Origin of the sequence: Agromyces fucosus, assembly GCF_004134865.1 — a bacterium.
GTDB classification, from domain to species: Bacteria; Actinomycetota; Actinomycetes; order Actinomycetales; family Microbacteriaceae; genus Agromyces; species Agromyces fucosus.
Genome location: NZ_SDPO01000003.1, coordinates 485,554 through 509,357, shown reverse-complemented (window position 1 = coordinate 509,357; position 23,804 = coordinate 485,554). Strand labels below are relative to the sequence as shown.

18 protein-coding genes are annotated in these 23,804 nt (G+C 69.6%); 9 read left to right on the top strand and 9 right to left on the bottom strand.

Going from position 1 to position 23,804, the window contains the following annotated elements; all coding sequences use genetic code 11:
- Positions 1–197 precede the first annotated feature (197 nt).
- The 4 genes from ESP57_RS13855 to ESP57_RS13840 all read left to right on the top strand — a co-directional run bounded on the left by ESP57_RS13855 (position 198) and on the right by ESP57_RS13840 (position 8,831).
- The gene (locus tag ESP57_RS13855; RefSeq protein ID WP_129232007.1) at positions 198–1,931 is read left to right on the top strand and encodes an ABC transporter ATP-binding protein; all 1,734 of its coding nucleotides are present in this window, start codon (positions 198–200) and stop codon (positions 1,929–1,931) included.
- Positions 1,928–4,006: an ABC transporter ATP-binding protein gene (locus tag ESP57_RS13850; RefSeq protein WP_129232006.1), complete on the top strand. Its 2,079-nt coding sequence runs from the start codon at positions 1,928–1,930 to the stop codon at positions 4,004–4,006. Before ESP57_RS13855 ends, ESP57_RS13850 begins: the two co-directional genes overlap by 4 nt.
- Positions 4,007–4,236: 230 nt before the next feature.
- A complete protein-coding gene (locus tag ESP57_RS13845; protein WP_129232005.1) occupies positions 4,237–7,356 on the top strand; it encodes a M14 family metallopeptidase in 3,120 nt (1,039 codons plus the stop codon).
- A gap of 185 nt (positions 7,357–7,541) precedes the next feature.
- The gene (locus tag ESP57_RS13840; protein WP_243648555.1) at positions 7,542–8,831 is read left to right on the top strand and encodes an MFS transporter; all 1,290 of its coding nucleotides are present in this window, start codon (positions 7,542–7,544) and stop codon (positions 8,829–8,831) included.
- 65 nt (positions 8,832–8,896) lie between these two features.
- Here ESP57_RS13840 and ESP57_RS13835 read toward each other — a convergent pair whose 3' ends face one another.
- The gene (locus ESP57_RS13835) at positions 8,897–12,802 is read right to left on the bottom strand and encodes a S8 family peptidase (protein WP_129232003.1); all 3,906 of its coding nucleotides are present in this window, start codon (positions 12,800–12,802) and stop codon (positions 8,897–8,899) included.
- 138 nt (positions 12,803–12,940) lie between these two features.
- On the opposite strand from ESP57_RS13835, the gene ESP57_RS13830 reads away from it, so the two are divergent.
- The gene (locus tag ESP57_RS13830; RefSeq protein ID WP_129232002.1) at positions 12,941–13,903 is read left to right on the top strand and encodes a helix-turn-helix domain-containing protein; all 963 of its coding nucleotides are present in this window, start codon (positions 12,941–12,943) and stop codon (positions 13,901–13,903) included.
- Between the two features lie 58 nt (positions 13,904–13,961).
- Here the strand turns inward: ESP57_RS13830 and ESP57_RS13825 are convergent, their stop codons facing one another.
- Both ESP57_RS13825 and ESP57_RS13820 read right to left on the bottom strand, forming a co-directional pair.
- Positions 13,962–14,828 (bottom strand): 3-hydroxyacyl-CoA dehydrogenase, encoded by an 867-nt coding sequence (locus ESP57_RS13825; RefSeq protein WP_129232001.1) that lies wholly within the window; start codon positions 14,826–14,828, stop codon positions 13,962–13,964.
- 44 nt (positions 14,829–14,872) lie between these two features.
- Positions 14,873–15,382 carry a MarR family winged helix-turn-helix transcriptional regulator gene (locus tag ESP57_RS13820; protein WP_129232000.1) on the bottom strand — a complete coding sequence of 170 codons (510 nt, stop codon included), beginning with the start codon at positions 15,380–15,382 and terminating at the stop codon, positions 14,873–14,875.
- A gap of 129 nt (positions 15,383–15,511) precedes the next feature.
- Here ESP57_RS13820 and ESP57_RS13815 point away from each other — a divergent pair, with 129 nt between their 5' ends.
- Positions 15,512–16,315, top strand: a complete 804-nt coding sequence (locus ESP57_RS13815) for an MOSC domain-containing protein (RefSeq protein WP_129231999.1) — start codon at positions 15,512–15,514, stop codon at positions 16,313–16,315.
- Here the strand turns inward: ESP57_RS13815 and ESP57_RS13810 are convergent.
- The 3 genes from ESP57_RS13810 to ESP57_RS13800 all read right to left on the bottom strand — a co-directional run bounded on the left by ESP57_RS13810 (position 16,312) and on the right by ESP57_RS13800 (position 19,362).
- A complete protein-coding gene (locus ESP57_RS13810; protein ID WP_158556758.1) occupies positions 16,312–17,841 on the bottom strand; it encodes a collagen-binding domain-containing protein in 1,530 nt (509 codons plus the stop codon). The genes ESP57_RS13815 and ESP57_RS13810 overlap by 4 nt on opposite strands.
- A gap of 109 nt (positions 17,842–17,950) precedes the next feature.
- Positions 17,951–18,463, bottom strand: a complete 513-nt coding sequence (locus ESP57_RS13805; protein WP_115960849.1) for a methylated-DNA--[protein]-cysteine S-methyltransferase — start codon at positions 18,461–18,463, stop codon at positions 17,951–17,953.
- 197 nt (positions 18,464–18,660) lie between these two features.
- The gene (locus tag ESP57_RS13800) at positions 18,661–19,362 is read right to left on the bottom strand and encodes a hemerythrin domain-containing protein (protein WP_129231998.1); all 702 of its coding nucleotides are present in this window, start codon (positions 19,360–19,362) and stop codon (positions 18,661–18,663) included.
- Positions 19,363–19,466: 104 nt separating this feature from the next.
- On the opposite strand from ESP57_RS13800, the gene ESP57_RS13795 reads away from it, so the two are divergent.
- On the top strand, positions 19,467–20,561 hold the full coding sequence (locus tag ESP57_RS13795; RefSeq protein ID WP_129231997.1) for a hypothetical protein: 1,095 nt from the start codon (positions 19,467–19,469) through the stop codon (positions 20,559–20,561).
- A 29-nt stretch (positions 20,562–20,590) separates the two neighbouring features.
- Here ESP57_RS13795 and ESP57_RS13790 read toward each other — a convergent pair whose 3' ends face one another.
- Both ESP57_RS13790 and ESP57_RS13785 read right to left on the bottom strand, forming a co-directional pair.
- Entirely contained in the window at positions 20,591–20,803 is a 213-nt protein-coding gene (locus ESP57_RS13790; protein WP_129231996.1) for a hypothetical protein, read from the bottom strand.
- A gap of 314 nt (positions 20,804–21,117) precedes the next feature.
- Positions 21,118–21,741 (bottom strand): NAD(P)-dependent oxidoreductase, encoded by a 624-nt coding sequence (locus tag ESP57_RS13785; RefSeq protein ID WP_082571432.1) that lies wholly within the window; start codon positions 21,739–21,741, stop codon positions 21,118–21,120.
- Between the two features lie 96 nt (positions 21,742–21,837).
- Between ESP57_RS13785 and ESP57_RS13780 the strand changes: the two genes are divergently transcribed.
- Positions 21,838–22,422 (top strand): TetR/AcrR family transcriptional regulator, encoded by a 585-nt coding sequence (locus ESP57_RS13780; protein ID WP_129231995.1) that lies wholly within the window; start codon positions 21,838–21,840, stop codon positions 22,420–22,422.
- 51 nt (positions 22,423–22,473) lie between these two features.
- Here the strand turns inward: ESP57_RS13780 and ESP57_RS13775 are convergent, their stop codons facing one another.
- Entirely contained in the window at positions 22,474–23,301 is an 828-nt protein-coding gene (locus ESP57_RS13775; RefSeq protein ID WP_243648534.1) for a TetR/AcrR family transcriptional regulator, read from the bottom strand.
- Between ESP57_RS13775 and ESP57_RS13770 the strand changes: the two genes are divergently transcribed.
- Positions 23,294–23,782: a DUF6326 family protein gene (locus tag ESP57_RS13770; RefSeq protein ID WP_129231994.1), complete on the top strand. Its 489-nt coding sequence runs from the start codon at positions 23,294–23,296 to the stop codon at positions 23,780–23,782. The two genes, ESP57_RS13775 and ESP57_RS13770, sit on opposite strands and share 8 nt — an antisense overlap.
- Positions 23,783–23,804 lie beyond the last annotated feature (22 nt).

The window sequence follows — 23,804 nt, the reverse complement described above, 5'->3', positions numbered from 1 at the left end:
CGTCGGGGACGGATGACCCACTCTCGCTTGCGTCGCCCCGCCCACCGTGTGAGGCTGTATCGCTGCAATGTCGTACGGGGGTGCGATGCTGCAGGTCGAGCGAGGGGTGTGGCTGCCCTGGCTGATGCCGTGCGCGCATGAACGCGCCTCGGCAGGCGGTGTCCGCTCGACTCATCACTCCTCACAATGGAGACGCCATGCTCGGAAAAATCCTTGTCCGCTACCTGAAGCCCTACAAATGGCTCCTGCTGGGTGTACTGATCTTCCAGTTCATCTCGGCACTCGCCACCTTCTACCTGCCCCGCCTCAACGCCGACATCATCGACAACGGCGTCAGCAAGGGCGACACCGCCTACATCTGGTCGACCGGCTCGTTGATGCTCCTGATCTCCCTCGGGCAGATCACGGCATCGATCATCGCCACCTACTTCGCGGCACGCGCCGCGATGGGCGCCGGCCGCGACATCCGCGACCACGTCTTCGAGCGCGTCTCGGCGTTCTCGGAGCGCGAGGTGTCGCGGTTCGGCCCCGGCTCGCTCATCACCCGCAACACGAACGACGTGCAGCAGGTGCAGATGCTCGCGATGATGGGCGCCACGATGCTCGTCACCGCCCCGATCCTCGCGATCGGCGGCGTCATCTTCGCGCTGCAGCAAGACGTCGGCCTGAGCTGGATCATCGCGGTCGCGGTGCCCACGCTGCTGATCATCGCGACGATCGTCATCAGCCGCATGGTGCCGCTCTTCCGCAGCTACCAGCACAAGCTCGACAACGTGAACCGCATCATGCGCGAGCAGCTCACCGGCGTCCGCGTCGTGCGCGCCTTCGTGCGCGAGCCCATCGAAGAGGAGCGCTTCCGCGGCGCGAACACCGACATCATGGTCGTCGGCCGCAAGGTCGGTTCGCTCTTCGTGCTGCTCTTCCCGCTGTTCATGCTCGTGCTGAACGTCACCGTGGTCGGCGTCGTCTGGTTCGGCGCGTTCGCCGTCGACGCGGGTGAGGTGCAGATCGGCACGCTGTTCGCCTTCATGCAGTACGTGATGCTCATCCTCACCGGTGTGCTCATGGCGAGCTTCATGACGATCATGATCCCGCGCGCCGCCGTCTCAGCCGAGCGCATCGGCGAGGTGCTCGACTCGACCTCCACGCTGGCCCGCCCCGAGAACCCGGTGACGGTCTTCCCGACGCCGGGTGCCGTCGAGTTCGCGGATGCCGCGTTCACCTACCCCGGCGCCGAGCACCCCGTGCTCTCGGGCATCACGTTCGGCGCAGCGCCCGGTGAGACGGTCGCGATCGTCGGATCGACGGGTGCCGGCAAGACGACGCTCATCTCGCTCATCCCGCGTCTCTTCGACGCGACCGGCGGCAGCGTGAAGGTCGGCGGCGTCGACGTGCGCGAAGCGGATCTCGACCACCTCTGGTCGTCGATCGGCCTCGTGCCGCAGCGTCCGTTCCTCTTCACCGGCACGGTCGGCTCGAACCTCCGGTACGGGCGCGAAGACGCCACCGACGAAGAGCTGTGGCACGCGCTCGAGATCGCCCAGGGCCGCGACTTCGTCGAGGCGATGGACGGCAAGCTCGACGCGAAGATCTCCCAGGGCGGCACGAACGTCTCGGGTGGCCAGCGCCAGCGGCTCGCGATCGCCCGCGCGATCGTGCACCGCCCCGACATCCTCGTCTTCGACGATTCGTTCTCGGCGCTCGACCTCACGACCGACGCGAGACTCAGGCAGGCGCTCTGGCGTGAGCTGCCCGAGGTGACGAAGATCGTCGTCGCGCAGCGCGTCTCGACCATCACCGATGCCGACCGCATCGTGGTGCTCGACGACGGCGGCATGGTCGGACTCGGCACGCACGAACAATTGCTCGAGACCTCGCAGACCTACCGCGAGATCGTCGAATCCCAGCTCGGAGTGGAGGCCGCACGATGACCGCACAGACCCCGCTCTCCGCAGAAGAGCAGATCGAGATCGAACTCGGCGAACAGGCGCGCATCAACGCCGACGACTGGAGCGGCGCCGTCGCTCCGGGCAAGGCGAAGAACTTCGGGCAGAGCTTCGGCCGTCTCATCGGACTGCTGAAGCCGCACGCCTTCGCATTCACCCTGGTGTCGATCCTCGGCGCCATCGGCGTCGTGCTCACGGTGTGGGCGCCGAAGGTGCTCGGCGAGGCGACGAACATCATCTTCGCCGGTGTCATCGGCCAGCAGCTGCCCGCGGGCACGACGACCGAGCAGGCCGTCGACGCGCTCAGGGCCTCGGGCCAAGACGACCTCGCGAACGTCGTCGCGACCGCTGGCGTCACGCCGGGCGAGGGCGTCGACTTCGTGCGCCTGAGCCAGGTCATCATCCTCGTGCTCGCGCTGTACATGGTCGCGTCGGTGCTCACCTGGGTGCAGGGCTACGTGATCAACGTCATCATGGTGAAGACCATGTGGCGCCTGCGCGAGTCGGTCGAGGCGAAGATCAACCGCCTGCCGCTGAGCTACTTCGACAAGGTGCAGCGCGGTGAGCTGATCTCGCGGGTCACCAACGACATCGACAACATCACGCAGGCGATGCAGCAGTCCCTCTCGACCGTGGTCACCTCGGTGCTCACCGTCGTCGGCGTGCTCATCATGATGTTCACGATCTCGTGGCAGCTCGCACTCGTGGCGCTCGTCTCGTTGCCGCTCATGGCGGTCATCTTCGGCATCATCGGCCCGAAGTCGCAGAAGGCCTTCGGCATCCAGTGGCGCAAGGTCGGTCGACTGAACGCCCGTGTCGAGGAGTCCTTCTCGGGTCACGCCCTCGTCAAGGTCTTCGGCCGCGAAGAGGACTCGCGTGCGAAGTTCAAGGCCGAAAACCAGGAGCTCTACGAGGCATCCTTCAAGGCGCAGTTCCTGTCGGGCATCATCATGCCCGGCATGATGTTCATCGGAAACCTGACCTACGTCGGCATCGCGGTCCTCGGCGGGCTCATGGTCTCCACCGGGCAGCTGCGGCTCGGCGACGTGCAGGCCTTCATCCAGTACTCGCAGCAGTTCACCCAGCCCCTGTCGGAGCTGGGCGGCATGGCCGCAGTGGTGCAGTCGGGCACGGCCTCGGCCGAGCGCGTCTTCGAACTGCTCGACGCCGACGAGCAGGAGCCCGATGCAGCGGATGCCCCGGCGCCCGCCGATGGCGACGGCACGATCGTGTTCGAGCACGTCGCGTTCTCGTACACGCCCGAGCGTCCGCTCATCACCGACCTGTCGTTCCAGGTGGAGCCGGGGCAGACGGTCGCGATCGTCGGCCCGACCGGTGCCGGCAAGACGACGCTCGTGAACCTCATCCTGCGGTTCTACGAGCTCGACGCCGGCCGCATCCTCGTGAACGGCCAGGACATCGCGGACCTCACGCGCCACGACGTCCGTGCACGCACGGGCATGGTGCTGCAGGACCCGTGGCTCTTCGCGGGCACGATTCGCGACAACATCCGTTACGGCCGCCAGTCGGCGACCGACGACGAGGTGCTGGCCGCGGCGCAGGCGACGTACGTCGACCGCTTCGTGCACTCGCTGCCCGACGGGTACGACACCGTGCTCGACGAAGACGCGTCCAACGTGTCGGCCGGCGAGAAGCAGCTCATCACGATCGCTCGCGCGTTCGTGGCGCAGCCGTCGGTGCTCATCCTCGATGAGGCGACCTCCTCGGTCGACACGCGCACCGAGCTGCTGCTTCAGCACGCGATGGCGGCGCTCCGCGAGGGACGCACGTCGTTCGTGATCGCGCACCGCCTGTCCACCATCCGCGATGCCGATCTCATCCTCGTGATGGAGCACGGCGACATCGTCGAGAAGGGCAACCACGACGAGCTCATCGCTGCGAAGGGGGCGTACTACCGCCTCTACAACTCGCAGTTCGAGCAGGCGGCGACCGACATCGACGCCGAGCTCGAGGCGATGGACGCGGCGACGGCCCCGGGCGGCGAGGCGGACTCGTCGGCCGGCGAGACCGAGACCGAGACCGACGACGCGATCGTCTAGTACCGGCACGACGATGCCCGCCCGCACCTCGGTGCCGGCGGGCATCGTCGTCTCCGCGGGCGACCGGCACGGCGAACGTCGTCAGCCCATGGGGGACTTGACAGCCGCGGCGGGTCGCAGGAGGCTAACCCCTGAGGGTCCGCAGTGAGCACAGAGTTGTGACGAGCATCAGGCACCCGAGACGACGTCGTCACTCCCGTTCTGGCCGAAGACGGACCGAAGGAGTCGTCATGGCTGGAACCCATCGCATTCCCAATCGCCTCATCTTCGGGGTCGCCACGCTTGCACTGGCGTTCTCGATGCTCGGTCCCGTCGGCGCGAGCGCCGTCGACGACGACACCGGGGCGCTCGACATGTACACGGCCGACGTGAGCTCTGCAGAGGCGGCCGAGATCGCCGCCGCCGGCTTCGACGTCGCGCAGAGCACGGTCACCGATTCGGGCGTGAGCATCGACCTGGTGCTCACCGCCGACGAGGCGAAGGGCCTCCAGGCCCACGGTCTCGACGTCAAGGTCAAGAAGAACAAGGACGGCAAGTCCGCTCGGCAACTGGCCGACGAGCAGGCCACGGAGGGCTACACCGTGTGGCGCTCCTGGGACGAGCCGGGAGGCATCCGCGACGAGCTCTACCGCCTCGCGAAGCAGAACCCCCAGCTGGTCAAACTCGAGGTGCTCGGCCACACCTACGAGGGCCGCGAGATCATCGCACTGAAGCTGACCCAGGGTGCCAGGGGCCAGGCGGACGGGACGCGCCCCGGCGTGCTGTACAGCTCGACGCAGCACGCCCGTGAGTGGATCTCCACCGAGGTCAACCGACGACTGTTGAACTACTACATCGACGGTTGGCGGACGAACGACAAGGAGATCAAGGATCTCCTCAAGAACAACGAACTGTGGTTCGTGCTCGTGGCCAACCCCGACGGCTACCAGTACACGTTCGACACCGAGCGGCTGTGGCGCAAGAACCTGCGCGACAACGACAACGACGGCCAGGTCACACGGGCCGACGGCGTCGACCCCAACCGCAACTACCCCGAGCACTTCGGCTGGGACGAGGAGGGCTCGTCGTCGCAGAGCAGCAGCGACACCTACCGTGGACCATCGGCCGGCTCCGAGCCCGAGACGCAGGCGATGATGTCGCTCTTCGACCGGGCCGACCTCTCGTTCCAGGTCAACTACCACTCCTTCGGCCAGTGGCTGCTGTACGCGGAGGGATGGCAGACCGGCACGCCCACTGCGGACGACCCGATCTACTACGCGCTGTCGGGCAACCGTGACGAGCCGGCCATTCCCGACTTCGAGCCGGGCCTGTCGTCGGACGTGCTGTACGTGACCAACGGCGAGACCACCGACTTCGCGCACTCGCAGGAGGGAACCCTGGCGTGGACACCGGAACTCGGCGAAGGCTTGCCGGCCGGCGGCGGGTTCGTGTTCCCCGACGACGAGGCGCAGGTGCAGGCGGAGTTCGAACGCGCCCTGCCCTTCGCACTCGACGTGGCGAAGTCGGCGGCCGACCCCGCCAACCCGGTGTCGCACCTGGGCCTCGAGACGAAGCCCTTCTACCTGCAGAGCGACGACACGTACAAGGACGGCCTGCCCCAGGTGAACCTGACGTTCGACTACTCCTACGGCGACCCGCAGGAGGTGCGCGTCATCGCCAAGCGCAGCCTGGGCGACGTGACGCTGAAGTACTCCATCAACGACGGCCCCGCCGTCGCCGCCCCGACCGAGGAATGGACCGGCGGTGACCGCTACGGCGGCAAGACCGGCGTCTACTTCCACACCATGCGCGGCGTCGTCACGGGGACCACTCCGGGCGACGACGTCGAGGTGTGGTTCGAAGGCGGGGGCGAGTCGAGCGACTCGTTCACCTACAAGGCCGTCGAGGAATCCACCGACGACGTGCTGATCATGGCGGCGGAGGATTACACGGGCGCCTCCCCGGCGCAGGCCGGCGGACCGAACTACCTCGACTACTACCAGGACGCGCTCGACGCCAACGGCACCGGATACGACGTCTACGACGTCGACGCGCGCAACCGGACGGCACCCGACGCCCTTGGCGTGCTCTCGCACTACGACGCCGTCATCTGGTACACCGGCGAGGACATCGTCACTCGCGAAGCCGGCTGGCCCGGTGGCAACGCCTCGCGGCTGGCGATGGACAACACCCTCGAGGTTCGCGATTTCCTCAACGAGGGCGGCCAAGTGCTGTACACCGGCAAGTACGCCGGCAGCCAGTACGCGGCGGCGGGGGTCACGGGCAACCAGCTCTACGACCCCACGGCGGCGAATGCTCCGTGCCGCACGAGCGAGGGAATCCTCGAGCGGTGCCGGCCACTCGGCGGTTCGGGCGACTCGATGAACGACACCATGCAGTATTGGCTCGGCGCGTACCTCGTCGTCGACGATGCCGGCACCACGGATGACGGTCTCCTCGACGTCCTCGGTGTCGACACCCCGTTCTCGGGCCTCGAGTGGGGCTTCAACGGCGCCGACAGTGCCGACAACCAGGACCACAGCAACTCGTTCATCACGACGAGCGGCATCCTCGACCCGGCGGTGTACCCGCAGTTCGAGAGCTGGGTCGCCGGCAGGTGGGATCGTGAGGGTGGACCGTTCGAGCCGCACACCGGCGACGCGTACGCCTACTCGCAGATCGGCGACGTGTCGTACAAGCGGTTGACGAACACGCTCACCGTCCCGGCCGGTGGCGCCACGATGTCGTTCTGGGCGTCGTACGACACCGAGGCCGACTGGGACCACCTCGCTGTCGAGGCGCGCCCCGCCGGCGGGGAGGACTGGACGACCCTGCCCGATGTCAACGGGAACACCACCCAGAGCACCGGGGAGAGCTGCCCGGCCGGATGGCGCGACCTGCACCCGCAGCTCGACCACTACCAGACGCTCGACGTCGCGGCGACGACGTGCACCTCGACCGGCACGACCGGTGAGTGGTGGGCCGACTCCGGCAACTCGGGCGGCTGGCAGCAGTGGTCGGTCGACCTGTCGGCGTACGCCGGCGGCTCCGTCGAGCTGTCGATCGCGTACATCAGCGACTGGTCGACTCAGGGTCTCGGCGTCTTCGTGGACGACATCGAGGTCTCGACGGGCCAAGGCACGACGTCGTTCGAGAACGGCGACACCGGCGGATGGTCGATCGCCGGACCGCCTCCGGGCAGCGGCCCGAACCCGAACAACTTCATCATCACGACGGCCGCAGGGTTCCCCGAGGCCGCGGTCGTGGCCACCCCGGGTTCGCTGATGGCCGGCTTCGGCTTCGAGGGCATCGCCGATGCCGCCACTCGAGCCGACTGGATGGGCCGGGCGCTGGATCACCTGCTCGACTGACGGTCGAACGGATGCCTCGTCGTGACACAAGCGACGGGGCATCCGCTCGTCGGGATACGCTGGAACGGACGGCCCGCACCCCTCGTCGTCGCAACCGACGAAGTGAAGGCCCCGTGACGATCGACCCCGCGCCAGTTCGCCCCTGGCGGCTGTGGCTGGTGTGGGGTGTCGGGGTCGCGGCCTACATGCTGTCGGTCACCAACCGCACCTCGCTCTCCGCGGTGGGCGTCGACGCCGCGGTGCGCTTCGATGCGGATGCCTCGACGCTGTCGATGTTCGCCGTGATCCAGCTCTTCGTCTACGGCGCGATGCAGATCCCGGTCGGCGTGCTGCTCGACCGGTTCGGCGCGCGCCCGATCATCACGATCGGCATGTTCCTCATGGCGGCGGGCCAGCTCGTGATGGCCTTCGCCCCCGACGTCGGCACGGCGATCGTCGCCCGGATCCTGCTCGGCGCGGGCGACGCGGCCATCTTCCCGAGCGTGCTCCGCGTCGTCGCGGTCTGGTTCCCCACGCGGCAGGCGCCGTTCATGGTGCAGCTCACGGGCATCGTCGGGCAGTCCGGTCAGCTGCTCGCGATCCTGCCGATCGCGGCGCTGCTGCACGCGACGAGTTGGACCGTCGCCTTCGGCACCCTCGCCGGGCTCGGCGTGCTCTTCACCGTGCTGACGTTCGCCGTCATCCGCAACCGCCCGCCGGGCCGCGACGCCGACGTGAGCGTCGACACGAAGACCGGCGCCATCCGCGCGGTCACGTCGTCGGCCGACCTTCGCCAGGGGTTCACGGAGTCGTGGGCGCACCCCGCGACGCGGCTCGCATTCTGGTCGCACTTCACGACGCCGTTCTCGGGCACCGCGTTCGTGCTCCTCTGGGGGTTCCCGTTCCTCACGGTCGGCGAGGGCCTCACGCCCGCGATGGCCTCGCTCGTCTTCAGCGTCTACGTCGTCGCCGGCATGGTGATCGGGCCCGTCATCGGGGCGCTCTCGAGTCGTCACCCGATGCGGCGTTCGCGCATGCTCGTGCTGCCGATCATCGCCGTCCAGGTCGTCGCGTGGCTCGCCGTGATCCTGTGGCCCGGCCCCGCCCCGCTCTGGCTGCTCTTCGCACTCGCCCTCGCCCTCAGCACGGGCGGCCCGGCGTCGATGATCGGGTTCGACCACGCTCGCACCCACAACCCGAGCCACCGGCTCAGCACGGCGACGGGCATCGTGAACGTCGGCGGGTTCCTCGCGGCCCTCCTCGCGATCCTGTTCATCGGCATCGCGATGGACGCGCTCGGCGCGGGCACGCCCGACACCTACAGCCTCGAGGCGTTCCGCCTGGCCTTCCTCACCCAGCTGCCGCTCTGGGCGCTCGGTGCGGGGTTCATCGTCTTCGAGCGCAAGCGCACGCGGGTGCACCTCGGGCTCGACGAGCCGCGCCGCCGGCGCAAACGCGACGCGCACGACGAGCGCGACGCGCCCCGGCACGACTGAGGCCCGAGCGTTCGCTCGGGCCTCAGCTCGTCACCGGATCACCGGTTCACAGGTTCACCCTGCATTCAGTGCCGGCCGCCCTTCTTCACCGCAGCGACCTCGAACGCCCGCTCGATCTCCTGGCTGAAGGTCGAGCCCGCGGCATCCGTCGCCGTCACTCGCAGGTCGACCCATGCACCGGCGTCGGGCACGCGGATCTTCGCGGCGTACGCCGTGACGACGTCGCGACCCTCGGAGAACATCGGCGGGCCGTCCTCCGACGGCTCGTCCACCGTGTCGTCGGCCGAGGTGACGTCGAGCGCGATGGGCTGCCACTCGCCCCCGTCGACCCGCACCTCGAGCGTCGCGTCTGCGATGGCCGCGATGCCGGATGCCTCCGCGATATGCCCGAGTTCGAGCTCGAGCTTCACCGGGGCGCCGCGCTTGCGCCCGGCCCCGGCCGTGCCCGATTCGTCGAGCTCGACGTCGTAGTACGCCTGCATCATCGGCAGCAACTGCCGAGCGGGGTCGTCGGCCGAACCGGACGACGTGAAGGTCCACTCCGTGCGAGTCGACGTCGACGATTCGAGCGAGGTGCCGTCGTGCGTGGCGGTGTCGACGACGCGCCATTCGGACTCGCCGTCGGGGATGTCCCAGACTGTCGCTCCCTGGTAGTCCGACGATTCGGCGAGCGCGCCGTCGATGTAGACCTCGATGAGCTGCGACCGGTCGTCGGCACCCGAGTAGGTGTCGAACGCGCCGGTGTGGTCGGGGCTCGCCCCGTCAGCCCACGACGGCAGGTTGACCTGCGCGTAGTCGCCGCTGCGGTTCGGCGCCCAGTAGCCGGGACCGACGAAAGGTCGCACGATCGCACCGAAGTAGCTCGACTCGAGCTCCTGACCCGGCTCGAAGCCGCGCTTGACGTCGCGGATCTGCCAGCCCGCGTCGACGACCGTGGCGTCCTGGTACCACTCGACCTGGTCGGTGTTCACCCATTCCGTGCGCTCGAGGCCGCGGGTCGTGCGCATCGGATAGCCGCTGCCGTACTCGACGCCCGGCACGAAATCCCATCGGAACTCGGCGACGAGGGCCGGGTCTCCGTAGTACGTCGTGTCGATGCGCGCGAGGTCCCGCGGCCGGTAGTCGAGGTCGTCGGGCACCGCGCCGTCGCTGTAGCGCGCGATGTCCCAGATCTCGTCGGCATCGACGACGCCCTCGCCGCTGACGGTGACCTTCTTCCGCGCGATCTCCTCGAGCACCTGCCGCCCCTGGACGCCGCTGATCGCGGCGACCGGGATGGGCGTGTCGGACTCGTAGTCGGCGGAGCCCACCCACTCGCTGAGCTCTCCATCGGCGTCGTTCACGACGAGCAGCAGCGCAGCACCGGCGGCGACGGCGTTCGCCGACCGCTCGGGAGCGGAGACGACGTCGGAACGGGTCACGACTGCGACCTTGCCCGCGACATCCACCGCGGCGAACTCCTCGGCGCTGCCGAGACCCACGTCGACGGCGCGTGCGCGGATCGCGCCGTCGAGCAGCGTGGATCCCGCCTGCGCGATGAGGTCGAGCCGCTCCTTGCCCGCATTCAGCGACAGGGTCGGCTGCTGCAGGCGCCAGCGCGTCGTGAAGTCGAAGCTCTCGGCCTCGGGCGCCTCCATCGGCTGCGCGTAGAGCTCGTCGATCCAGACGGGCGCGAGGGCGCTGCCCGTGAACCCGTCGACCTGGTAGTCCATGCGGCGCACCGTCGCCTCGAGGTCGTCCTCGCCGACGTCGACGGTCACGGGCTCGGTGGCACGGGCGTCGAACGCGACCGTCGCCGCACCCTCGAGCACGACGTCGGGGTCGCCGACGAGCGCGATGGCCTGCGTGTCGGAGTTCCGGGCGACGTCCATGAACGACATCACCGAGTAGAGGCCCGCGGGCAGTCGCAGCGTGGTCTCGCCGTCGACGCCGAACGACGTGTACCAGCCGGTCTCGGCGTTCCAGATCCATCCGTAGGTCGCGAGGGGTTCGCCGTCGAAGTCGGTCGCCGTGACGGTGAGGTCGTAGCGTTCGGCCTCGGCGATGATGCCGAGCGCCGTGCGGGTGACGGCGTCGCCGCCGATCGCCGCCGTGAGCGCGCCCGAGAGCTGCGCCCCGGCCGGCACCTTCGACGGGTCGGCGGTGAGGGTGACCGAGCGTGTCTCGCCGGCGGGGATCGTGAGCGAGGTCGCATCCATCGTCAGCACCTCGGATGCCTCGACGGCCGCGCGTCCGGGTTCGAGACCGCCGCCGGCGCCCGGCGTGGTGTCGGTGAGCGCCGCGGCCAGCTCGATCGTCGCCTCTGCGTCACCGCGGTTGGCGTACTCGATCGTGCGGGTCACGAGCGCGTCGTCCTCGCCCCACGACAGCATGCCGAAGTCTCCGGAGCCGGAGGCCACGATGTCGGCGTCGATCGCCTCGGCGACATCGACCACGCCCGCGCCGACCTGGTAGGGCGTGAGCCCGACATCCGTCGCCGTGCTCGTGAGCGCCGCTCGCAGCTGTGCCGCCGTGTACTCGGGGTGCTGCTGCTTCACGATCGCCGCGGCGCCCGCGACGTGCGGGGTCGCCATCGAGGTGCCGCTCATGCTGACGTACGACCCCGAACCGTCGCTGTCTGCGGAGCGGGCGGCGGTCACGTCGTTGCCGGGACCCGCGAGGTTGGGCTTCATGTCGCCGGAGCGTACGAGTGGGCCCTGGCTCGAGAACCAGGACAGCTCGCCGCTCGGGTCGTCGACCGAGCCGATGGTGAGCGCGCTCGCGGCGGAGCCGGGCGAACCGACCGTCTCGGGTGCCGACGAGTTGCCCGCGGCGACGATGAAGAGGGCGTCGGTCTCGGCCGAGATCTCGTTCAGTGCGACCGACATGAGGTCGGTGCCGTCGTCGCCGTACCGCGTGCCGAGGCTCATCGAGACGATGTCGGCGCGGTCGGCGGCCCACTCCATGGCGGAGATGATCCACGAGTCCTGGCCCTCGCCGGCGGCGCTCAGCACCTTGCCGACGAGCAGGTTCGCGCCGTCGGCGACGCCCCGGTGGGTGCCGCCGCTCGCGGCGCCGGTGCCGGCGATGGTCGAGGCGACGTGGGTGCCGTGCCCGTTGGGGTCGTCGGAGACGGCCTCGTCGGGCACGAAGCTCGTCGACTCGGCGAGCACGCGGCCCGCGAGGTCGGGGTGGGTGTCGTCGTAGCCGGTGTCGAGCACGGCGACCGTGACGCCATCGCCGGTGTACCCGGCCGTCCATGCCTCGGGCGCACCGATGTACGGCACGCTCTCGTCGAGCGTCGCCTGCACCTTGCCGTCGAGGTGGATCGCCGCGACGCCGCCGCCGAGGCTCACCGCTTCGGGCTCGCCGGCGCCGAAGCTGCGGGCATCGGATGCCGCGGCATCCGTCAAGGCTGCCCAGGTCGATTCGGCGCTCGCGTGATCGGCCGACGCCGCGGCACCGCCGATGCTCGCGAGCGGGGTGCCGAGCGCGACGCCCGGCACGGGATCCGGCGCCGAGCGGCGGGCGGCTGCATCGCCGTCGAGCTCGAGGATGACCGGCGTCGCGTCGACCGAGGCGTCGTCGTAGCCGTACTCGATGAGGCGGCTGACGTTGAAGAGATCGCGGTCGACGACGCCTGCCGCGAGGTAGGGCATCACGCCGCGGGGCAGCACGTGCAGTTCGCCCGCGACGTCGAGCGTCTGGAACCCCTCGCCCGGATCGACGGGGTCGACCTCGACCGTGTGCGTGCCGTCGGCGAGGTCGGTCACGGTGACCCGGTCGCCGGTGATGAGGGTGACGGTGTGCGTGCCGCCGGCGGACGCCGGGGTCGCGGGCGAGGCGGCCGGTGGTGCCGTGCCGCCTCCGGTCGGGTCGGCGGTGGCCGGGAGTGCGGCCGCGCCGACCCCGGCGACGCCGATCGCGAGGCCGCTGATGGCGGCGGCGATCGATCGGCGACGATGTGCGGATGGTCTGATGCTTCGTGGCATTAGGGATACCTCTCACGCGTTCGGAGTGACTTGCCAAGCAACCTCTCACGCGGCGGTGGCTAGTGTGGTGGCGGAGAGATGCCATGGCTTCGATCCGCCATGACGGCGGGTCGGCATGACGCGGAACGGAAGGCCTTCGTGCTCGAAGCGATCGGACTGGACGACGAGCACACCGCGCTCTACCGGCTCATCCTGCAGTCGCCGTCGGCGAGCATCGACGAGCTCGCGGCATCCGTGGCGGGATCGCCCGCCGAAGTGCGCGGGATCGTCGCCGAACTCGAGCGGCTCGGACTGCTCGCGCGACAGGCGTCCGCGCCCGACCGGGTCGTCGCCTCGCCTCCGTCGCTCGCGCTGCAGCCGATGCTCCTCGACCGCGAACGACGCCTCACCCAGGCGCACGAGGCGCTCGTCGAGCTGAGCGAGATCTACCGGCGCGGTGCGGCCCAGCGGGAGACGCCCGATGTCGTCGACGTCGTGCTCGGTGCGGATGCCGTGCGCCAGCGATTCGCCCAGCTGCAGGCCTCGGCCCGGCAGCAGGTGCGGGTGTTCATGCTGAGCGACGTGGCTTTCCTCGACGCCGAGCAGAACACCGCCGAAGACGACGCGCTCGAGCGCGGCGTGACCTACCGCGTCATCGTCGAGAAGGCGGTGCTCGAGTGGCCCGGGTTCATCGACGCCGCGCGCGAGTCCGCGCCCTACGGCGAGGAGATCCGCGTGCTGCCGACGCTGCCCACGCGGCTCATCATCGCCGACGACGACATGGCGCTGCTGCCGATGAAGTCGCGCGGCGAGGATCGCTCCTCGGGCGCGCTGCTGGTGCATCCGAGCGGCCTGCTCGACCTCGTCATCGCGATCTTCGAGGAGTACTGGGCGACGTCGACCGGGTTCATCTCGACCGGCGAGCTGCCAGGCACGCACGACGCGGTCGATCGAGACCTGTTGAAGCTCCTGCTGCTCGGCCTCACCGATGCCGCGGCCGGCGCGCAGCTCGGCATCTCGGTGCGCACCGTGCAGCGGCGCGTCGCCGAACTCATGGAGACGGCGGGCGTCACCACCCGGTTGCAGCTCGGCGCCGAGGCCGTGCGCCGGTCATGGGTATGACGACGCGCCCGGGCCGTGGCCCGGGCGCGTGGTCGGTTCCGACGGGGTGGTGCTTCGCCTACTCGCCCTTCGGGTAGCTGTAGAAGCCCTCGCCCGTGGCGACGCCGAGCTTGCCCTGGTCGATGTAGCGCTCCTTGATGAGGGCGGCGAACGCCTGCTGCTTCGCACCGCCCATCATCGAGATGTTGTAGGCCGTCGTGAGGCCGACGATGTCGTAGATCTGGTACGGGCCCATCGGGGCGCCGGTGCCGATGCGCCAGGTCTTGTCGATCGCGTCGGGCTCGGCGATGCCGTCGACGAGGAGCTCGCCGGCCGCCTGCAGGAACGGTACGAGCAGGGAGTTCAGCAGGTAGCCCGCCTTCTCCTTCTTGATCTCGATCGGGACCATGCCGATCTCGGCGGCGAACCGGGCCACGGACTGGAAGACCTCGGGGCTCGTCGCCTCGGTGCCCATGACCTCTGCGGTGTTGTGCACCCAGACGCGGTTCGCGAAGTGCAGCGCGAGGAACCGATCGGCGCGGCCGGTGAACGACGCGAGGTCGCTCGGCAGCAGCGTCGACGAGTTGGTGGCGAAGATCGTGTGCTCGGGCGCGATCGTCGCGAGCTGCTCGTAGGTGGCGCGCTTGATCTCGAGGTTCTCGGGGATCGCCTCGATCACGAGGTCGGCCTTCGCGACGGCCTCGCCGAGGTCGGCCGAGCGGGTGATGCGGCCGAGCGCCTCCTGGGCCTTGCCGTCGGCTGCGCCGTCGACACCCTCGGCGACGTAGGTGTCGGCGAGTGCGGCGAAGCGCTGCTTCGCGGCTTCGAGTGCGGCGTCGTCGATGTCGTATGCGACGACGTCGAAGCCGCGGTAGGCGGTCTGGTACGCGATCTGCGAGCCGAGCACTCCGGTGCCGAGCACGGTGATGTTGCGCAGTGCGGTCATTGCTGTTCCTTCTTTCCTTCCGTCCCTTGTGGGGGCGCGGTGCCTCATGGCGCCTTGTCGAGAGGCGCGTCCGGCGCCTCGATCGGATGCCGCGGGCGGGTCTCCCCCGCGGCGCCGGTGTTGAATCGCTGCAGGTCGTGCGCGAAGCGTGCGACCTCGGCGTCGGTCCAGTCGTCGAGGGTCTCGTCGACGACGCCCTGCAGGATGCCGATGGCCTCGTCGTAGGCGGCCCAGCCCGAGCCGGTGAGTTCGAGCGGGCGGCCGCGGCCCGAGGCATCCGTCGTCTCGCGGACGACGCCGAGCTTCATGAGGCCGGCGAGCTGGCGCGAGACGGTGGAGCGGTTCAGGCGGAACGCCTGCGCGATGTCGGTGGAGCGGCAGCCGGGGTGGTCGACGATGTAGCCGAGGATCGACTGGTCGGTCATGCTCAGGCTGAGGTTCGCGATGCGCGCGTCGGCGACGCCGCGGCGACTGATGACGATGAGGGCGCGCAGGATGTCGGCCGTGGCCGGGCCGCGCTCAGGCGTCGTGCCGGTGTTCGATTCGCTGCGCATTCCGCCTCCTGTTGCTTATTGCAACAGTAGTCTTGTCTGTTGCATTCCGCAACACTTCACTGCGGCGACGCAACGGTCCCACCAGCCACCGACAGGGCTCGGCCGGGTGAGGTTCGCTAGCATGCTCGAATGCAGGTCACGCGTCTCCGGATCCATCCCGTCAAGTCGTTCGCCGGAGTCGACGTCGACTCGGCCGAGGTGCTGCCATGGGGGCTCGCGGGCGATCGCCGTTGGGGCGTCGTCGACGCATCCGGTTCGCCGGTCACGGCTCGAGAGAAGAACCACATGCTCGCGCTGACGGCCGAGCTGCTCGCCGACGGCGGGCTCCTGCTCGGGGAGCGCGGCGGCGCCGGGGATCCGCTCCGGGTCGATCGCCCCACGGATGCCGCACCGATCGCCGTGGGCCACACCCGGCAGGGCACGGCGCTGCCGGGCGGCGACGAGGCCGACGCCTGGCTGAGCGCCCGTCTCGGCATCGAGGCGCGGCTCGTCTGGCAGCCCGACCCGCGCGAGCGCACGGTGAACGAGAAGAACGGCGGCCTCCCCGACGACCGGCTGACCCTGGCCGATGCCGGCCCGGTGCTGCTCGCGAGCGAGGCATCCCTCGCTCAGCTCAACGACTGGACCGATGAGGAGACGCCGTACCTCGACATGCTGCGCTTCCGGCCGAACGTCGTGATCGACGGTGACGAGCCGTTCGCCGAAGACGGCTGGCCGTTCGTCGACCTCGGCGACGTGCGCTTCCGCATCGCGAAGGTCTGCGACCGCTGCGTGATGACGACGATCGACCCCGAGACCATCACCCGCGGCAAGGAGCCGATCCGCACGCTCGCGAAGCACCGCCGCTGGGACGGCCAGACGTGGTTCGGCGTGCTCATGGTCCCCGTGTCGTCGGGCTCGATCGCCGTCGGCGACGCGGTGCGCCCGAGTTAGCGCGACTGCCTCCTGCGTGCACCGATCCGGAACCACAGGCCCAGCCCGATCGCGCATGCTGCGATGAGCATGACCGGTGTCGAGTCGGTTCCCGACGCGGCGAGCCCCGCGCCAGGCGGCCCCGGGGCCGGGTCTGGCGGAAGGGTCGGAGTCGTGCCGGTGAAGACGTTCGTCACAGTGCACACGGCGTCCTGTCCGGCGTCGAGTGTCACGACATCACCGTTCATGGCGGTCGCGCCGGTGCAGCTCCAAGGACCCGGCTCGTACCCTGCCGGTCCACCGCTTTCGCTCAGCACGTAGTCGCCGGGATCCGTCACGGTCCCGGTCACTTCAGGGGATCCGCTGACGCCTGTGATCACGGTGCTGCCGTCGACGGCACTGAGCGTCCAATCAGTCGGCACCGCCGAGCCGCCCTGCACGAGCTTGAGCAGCGTGAGCGTCGATTCGGGCGCGCTCGTCGCGCATGCGAGTTCGGCGTCGAACGGGCGATTGTGGAATTCCCGCGGGAAGCCGACGGGAACCGCGGGGCCGCCGTGGATCGCGGACGCCGCGATCAGGTTGCCCTCGAGGTTGTTCGTCCGGCGCCAGTCGACGACTGCGCGCGGTGCGTACACGGTGCCGTGCAGGCTGTCCCCACCGGTGACGGTCACCGTCGTGGCATCCGCGAAGTTGTACAGGATGAAGTGGGCCGCGGCGCCGCTGATCCCGGGCGAGTTCGGAATGGCCCCCGAGAAGTCGCCGGCGACGTTGATGAGCAGCGGAGAGGTCTGCGTCGGCACGTCGTCGAACTGCAGCTCCTGCAGGGTCGCGAGGTCGTCGGCCGAGATCGAGAGCACGTTGGTCTGGTCCGGCTGCAGCCGCACGTGCCCCCGGAACGGTGCGCTCGGTGGGCTCGTGACGGGCGCCCCCTGGTCATCGGTGAGGACGACGGTCGCCGGGCAGGTCGCGAGATCCGTCGACAGCTGTTCGTAGAGCGCGAACGCACCCTCGATGTCGATGAGCCCTGCGGGCACCGGCGCGGCGATCGAAGCCGGTGACTGTGCCGCGACGCCCTCGATGCGAGGCGTCTGATCGATCGCCCCGCCGGGTGCGGTGATCTGGTAGTCGTTGGGGTTCTTGTTGAACGCCGCGAAGGTGGAGGGGTCGCCGATCTTGGTGAAGCCCTGATTCAGGACTCGCAGGATCTGCCCCGATCCGGTGCTCGCCCAGTCGATCCCACCGCCGACGAAGAGGTGCACCGGGTTCGTCTCACCGGGCACCGTGAAGGTCGGAGTCGCAGCGGTACCGATGTTGTACGTCGTCCCGAAGCTCAGATCTCCGCCGAGTGCGATGGTTCCCTCGGACTCATCGGCGGCCAGGTGCACATCGCCGCGCACGACCACGGTGAAGCCGCTGTTCGCCGCGTGCCCGTCGAGATCCACGGTCACCGGATTCACCGGCCCGACGTCGGCGTGCGCCGGTGCGACGACCCCGGCGACGGCCAGGGCCCCACCGGCCAGGCACGCCACGAGCGCAGCGGCGGACATTCGACTCGCATCCCACCCGATTCGCGACATCGTCCATTCTCACCACGGATCGCGACGAAGCGGATGCCCGCCGCGCCGGACGTCCAGTGGGATCCTCACGACGAGAACCTCAGAACAGCCGCGCCTGCGCGACCACCGGTGCTCCTTCGAGTTCGAGCAGGTGTCGCTTTCGCTCGAGTCCGCCGGCGTAGCCCGTGAGGGATCCGTCGGCGCCGACCACCCGATGGCACGGCACGATGATGCTGAGCGGGTTGCGCCCGACCGCGTTGCCGACGCGGCGCGCGAGGTTGCGATCGCCGAGCCGTGACGCGAGCTCGCCGTAGCTGGTGGTCGTGCCGATCGGGATGTCGCGGAGCATCCCCCAGACGGCCTGCTGGAACTCGTCGCCCACGGGCGCCATCGGCAGGTCGAACGCGATCCGCTGCCCCGCGAGGTACTCGGCGAGCTCACGCCCGAGGCGCGTGAAGAGCTCGTCGCCCTGCGCCGCCACCTCGACCCCGATCGAGCCGGATGCCGGTGGGTGCCAGTGGCCCGGAAAGTAGATGCCCACCAGCGCCTCGCCATCGGCGACGACGAGCAGCTCGCCGAGCGGCGTCGTCAGCGTGGCGTGGCGTCGGGTCATGACTCCATCATCGTCGCTGCTCGGCTTCCGTCGCCCGATCGCGGTCGCGGAAATCGGACGTGTAGCTTGCCGCGAATCGATATGCCAGTTCCCCCTCATCGATGAGGGGGAACTGGCATACGGATTCGGGGATAACGAGTGGAGCGTTCCGTTCGATCAGCGCCACCGATCAGCGCCACTCGATCAGCGCTGCCAGATCAGCGCCGCCCGACCAGCGCCGCGCGATTCGCCAGGTACTTCGGCTTGCCGATCAGTCGCCAGATGAGGCGCACCGGCGCCGGGAGATGGCTGCGCTGCCACTCGGCTCCGCCATCGGGCTGCGCGGCGAGGATCGCGCCGAGCTGTTCGAACGTCTTCCCCTTCGGGGTCGCCTTGCGCCCGTGGTCGGCGAGCGCGTCGACCTCCTTCGGCGTGAGCGTGACCTCCATCACGGGCACGATGTTCGCCTCCTCATCGGGCAGGTGCGCGGCGAGCGCGGCAGTGATGCCGTCGAGCGCGGCGAGCACGGCCGCGGCATCCGTCGATCGCCCGCTCGCGCGCCAAGCGGGCAGCGCGGCATCGAGCTCGTTCAGGTGCACGAGCATGAGCGCATGCTGCTCCTTCATGCGCGCGACATGCGCGGCGCACGAGGGCGCGCGCTGCTCGAGCGCGCCCCACAGCAGGATGTCCTCGCCCTCATGATGGCCGTGCAGCCCGACCGAGAGCATCGAGAGGTGGTCGCCGACGACGTCGGCATGTGCGGCATCCGATTCGGCGACCCCCTCGACGAGCGCGCGCCCCTCGCCGAAGCCTGCGCGGAAGTAGCGGTGGATCTCGGCCATGCCGCTCGCGTCGCACGTCTTCGGCCCGTTCGCGGGGCCGAGCGGATCGCCGCTCGACGGAAGGGCTGTCGCGGGCATGTCGGCTCCGATCGTCGGTGAGCAGCGCAGTCGCACGCGACCCTACGACGAGCAGGATGCCGCGGCAAGACCCCGGCCGAGGGGTGTCGATCTACGATGGCTGGATGCCTGAACTGCCTCTCGTCGCCGGTGCCCACCTCGTCGGATCGATCAACCAGCCCACCGCGGAGGCGACCTTCCGGGTCGTCGCGCAGGAGCTCGGCGGCGACCTCGCGCGCATCCCCGACGGAGAGGTCGGCGAGCGGTTCCACTGGATCCTGTTCCAGGGCGCCGCGTTCGATGCGGTCGACGGCCTCAGCCGCGTGCCGATCGACCCGATCGTGGTCGCGGGCTTCGATCTGCGCCCGCTCGTGCTCGACGGTTCCGCCGCGGCATCCGACCTCGTCTTCGGATCGCTCGGCTACGCGGATGCCGCGGCATCGAGCTACGCGGACTTCACACGCCTGCGCGACGCGGGCGTGATTCCCGCGGGCACGCGCTTCCAGGTGTGCCTGCCGTCACCGCTCGCGCCCATCACGACCTACGTGGCTGCCCCCGACCGCGCCGCCGTGTACCCGGCGTACGCCGCGGCCCTCGCGATGGAGATCGACCGTTTCGCCGCAGCGATTCCCGCCGACGACCTCGCCGTGCAGATCGACCTGGCGACCGAGTTCGCCTACCTCGAGGGCGTGAGCCTCGGCGGCGGCCCGCTCGAGGCGTTCTTCGCCGAGGGCGGTGCGGATGCCCCCGAGCTCGTCGATGCCATCGCGGGTCTCGCCGCCGAACTCGCCGCGCGGGTGCCGGCCGAGGCGCAGCTCGGATTCCACCTCTGCTACGGCGACGTCGCCGAGAAGCACTTCGTCGAGCCGGCCGATGCGGGCAAGTTGGTCGCGGTCGCGAACGCGCTCGGGGCGCAGCTCGAGCGTCGGATCGACTGGGTGCACCTCCCGGTGCCGATCGAGCGCACGGATGCCGCGTACTTCGCGCCGCTCGCCGGCTGGGCGCTGCCCGCGGAGACGACGCCGTTCCTCGGCCTCGTGCACCACGAGGACGGCGTCGACGGCGCACTCGCCCGTCTCGCGCCCGCCCGCGGGGCGTTCGCCGCCGCGGGGGTCGCGACGTTCGGCGTCGGCACGGAGTGCGGCTTCGGCCGGGGCCCCGCCGACCGGACGGCGAGCCTGCTGGCGCTCCACCGCGAGGTCATCGCGGCGGCCGGCTGACGCATCACGCAGCTCTTCGAGCTTCGAGATCAGTGCGCGACCGGCAGACCGTGGATGCGCTGCCGCGAGCGCCCCTGGCGCCACTCGGCGAATCGGCCGGCGAGGCCGTGCCGGCCGTCGGCGCGCTCGCCCTGCAGCGCGCGGCGGTCGGCGGCGTTGCGGCGCCGCTCGTTCAGACGACCCGCGTCGAGCTCGTCGTGCATCTGCAGCGTCTGTGCGACGTACCCGTATGCGAGGTTCATGATTCCGATCCCTTCGAGACCTGCTGGGGCCGGGTTCCGGCCACTGAGACCAGATTCCTCGCTGAGGTAGGGGTCGCGTATCGGGCGTGTGCCTCATCTTCGGCGGCCTTGGGCACCTCAGATGGAGGCACGCACCTCAGGCGAACCGCCCTACCTTAGACGCGACCCCGGCCGTGCAGACGCGGGCCCACCTCGAGGCGCGCGACAGATGACGCGCCGGCGCAGCGCAGCGTGCTGTCGGTCGCACAGCATCGCCGCACCGCAGCAGCGCCGCACCGCCGCCCGCCGTCACCGCGCCCAGGCCGCGACCGCCGCTACGCCGCGACCGTGATCGTCGACCCGACCGTCCCGTCGTCGTCGAGCACGTCGAGCACGGCTGCCGCGAGGTCGGCCCGGCGGATCGAGATGCCGAACGGCACTCCCCCACCGTTCGCGCGGCGGTAGCGGCCACGGGCGTCGCCGTCCTTGAGCTGCGGCGGCCGCACGATCGTCCAGTCGAGCGCGCTCGATCGCACGACGGGCTCGGTCGCGACGAAGTCGGAGAAGGGTTCGCGCAGGATGCGCTGCACGATCGGCTTCGCCACGAACTTCAGGAAGGGGTCGTCGCCGTCGGTGAACGGTCCGCTCGCGCTGACCACCACGAGGCGTCGCACGTCGGCCGAGCGCATGGCCTTCACGAGTGCCGGCATGCTCTCGCGCATCACGGTGTGGTCGGTGCTCGCCGCGGTCGGCCCGATCGCGAACACCGCGGCGTCGGCGCCGTCGAGGGCTGCCGTGAGCGCGTCGACGTCGCGCCCCTCGGCGATGCGCTCGATGACGCCCGACGGTGCGGATGCCGCACGCCGGACGACCGCGACCACCTCATGGCCCCGCGCTCGCGCCGCGTCGACGATAAGGCCGCCCGTGCGGCCCGAAGCTCCCAGTACTGCGATTCTCATGGCTGATCCTTCGGTCGATATTGGGGTGAGTAAGCATTTACTCACCTGCTTCGATGATACGGTGAGCAAACGCTCACCTGTCAAGTGGAAGGCCCGATGTCCCAGCTCACCACCAGCCGCGACCGCATCCTCGATGCCGCTGCGATCGTGCTCGTCGAGCGCGGCGTCGTCGGCGCCACGACGCGTGAGCTGGCCCGCGCCGCCGGCTGCTCCGAAGCACTCATCTACAAGAACTTCGCCGACAAGCAGGAGCTCTTCCTTGCGGTGCTCACCGAGCGGATGCCGCGAATCGAGCTGCCCGAGGCATCCGGCCGTGCAGCCCTGCCCGACACCCTCGAGCGCATCGTGACCGCGCTGCTCTCGTTCTTCACGCAGACCTTTCCGATGGCGGCGTCGATCTTCGGGGCACCCGAGCTGCTGGCCGAGCATCGCGAAGGCGTGCGTGCGCACGGCTACGGCCCCGAGAGCGTCGTGCCCCTCGTTGCGCGCCTGCTCGGCGAGGAGCAGGCGGCCGGACGCATCCGCGCCGATGCCGACCTCGAGTCGGCTGCACGCCTCATCGTCGGCGTCGCCTTCCACCGCGCCTTCCTCGCTGCCTACGAGGGCGAGCGCGAAGTGCCGGATGCCGCGGCATTCGCCGAGCGCAGCATCGCATCGCTCCTGCCGAGCCTGACACCCTGAGCCTCGGCCGGAACCGCGGTGCAGCGGGCCGCGCGCCGGCACGTGAACAAGCTATCCGGAGACCCTCAGGGGTTCGAGCGCGGCGAGGATGAGATCGAGGCCGAAGGTGAACTCCTCGGCCGGGTCGTAGCCGGCGGCGACGAGCGCCGCGGCCGACTCGTTGAGGTAAGGGAACTCGGCAGGCGGAAGCTGGGGCAGGTAGACATCCTCGCCCATATCCGCGAACTCAGCGGCGGTGTCGAACGGCAGGCCGGCTTCCTGCAGGGCGAATCCGTAGACGTAGCTGTCGAGCAACCAATTGGCGTGCGTCGCCATCACGACCGAGAATCCGGCCCTCCGCAGACAGGCGGTGACCGCTTCGTGGTGGCGGAGATTCGCGGGCCCCGGCGACGTCCGTGACTCCAGCAGGCCGATCGCCCAGGGGTGGCGGGCGAGAACCTGTCGCGTGGATATCGCTCGCTGTCGCATCGCCGACTGCCAGTCGGTCTCTTCGGGCGGCAACTCGATCTCCTCGAACATGAGGTCGACCATGGCGTCGAGCAGCTCGTCCTTGCTCGCGACGTAGCGGTAGAGCGTCATCGCGCCCGCGTCGAGTTCGCCGGCCAACCGGCGCATGCTCAGCCCGGCGACCCCCTCGCGGTCGGCGAGCCGGACCGCCTCGACCACCACCCGTTGCTTGCTGAGCCCCGCATCTGACGCGACCTGGCGTTCTTCCCTGGCGGACACGGGCACCCTCGCTTCTCTCGACTGGCTTGACAAGCGTACAGCGTACGCGTCATAGTACAGCGTACGCGTACGATGTACGCGTACGCTGTACGCCCCACCTGCCGCCACTCCGGCGGACGGACCGCTCCTCTCGAAAGACGAACCGATGACCATCCGAACGACACCTGCGAACCCGCTCGACAACCCGCCGGTTCCCGTGCAGGCCAAGATCTCCGCAGCGTGGACGAGCTTCATGTTCCTCTACGTCTACGTCGACGTCTTCAACTTCTACAAGCCCGGCGTCGTCGACGGCATCCTCGATGGCCGCATCTGGCAGTTCGACATCAGCTCGACGTTGTTGACCGTCTTCCTCGCGTCAGTGTCGATCCCTGCCCTGATGGTGGTGCTCTCCATGGCGCTGCCCGCCCGGGTGAACCGCGCCACGAACCTCGTCGTGGCATCGCTCCTCATCCCCTACTCGGTCTTCAACGCGGCAGGGGCGACCTGGGAGTGGTCCTTCTTCTACGGCCTCTCCATCGGCATCGAGGTGGTGCTCCTAATCTTCATCCTGCGCTCCGCCTGGACCTGGCCTCGAGCACACGCCGTGCCGACCGGCGCCGCGACGACCGAGCTTCGACAGGACGCTCAACGCTAGGCATCCGGCAGCCGCGCGGCGT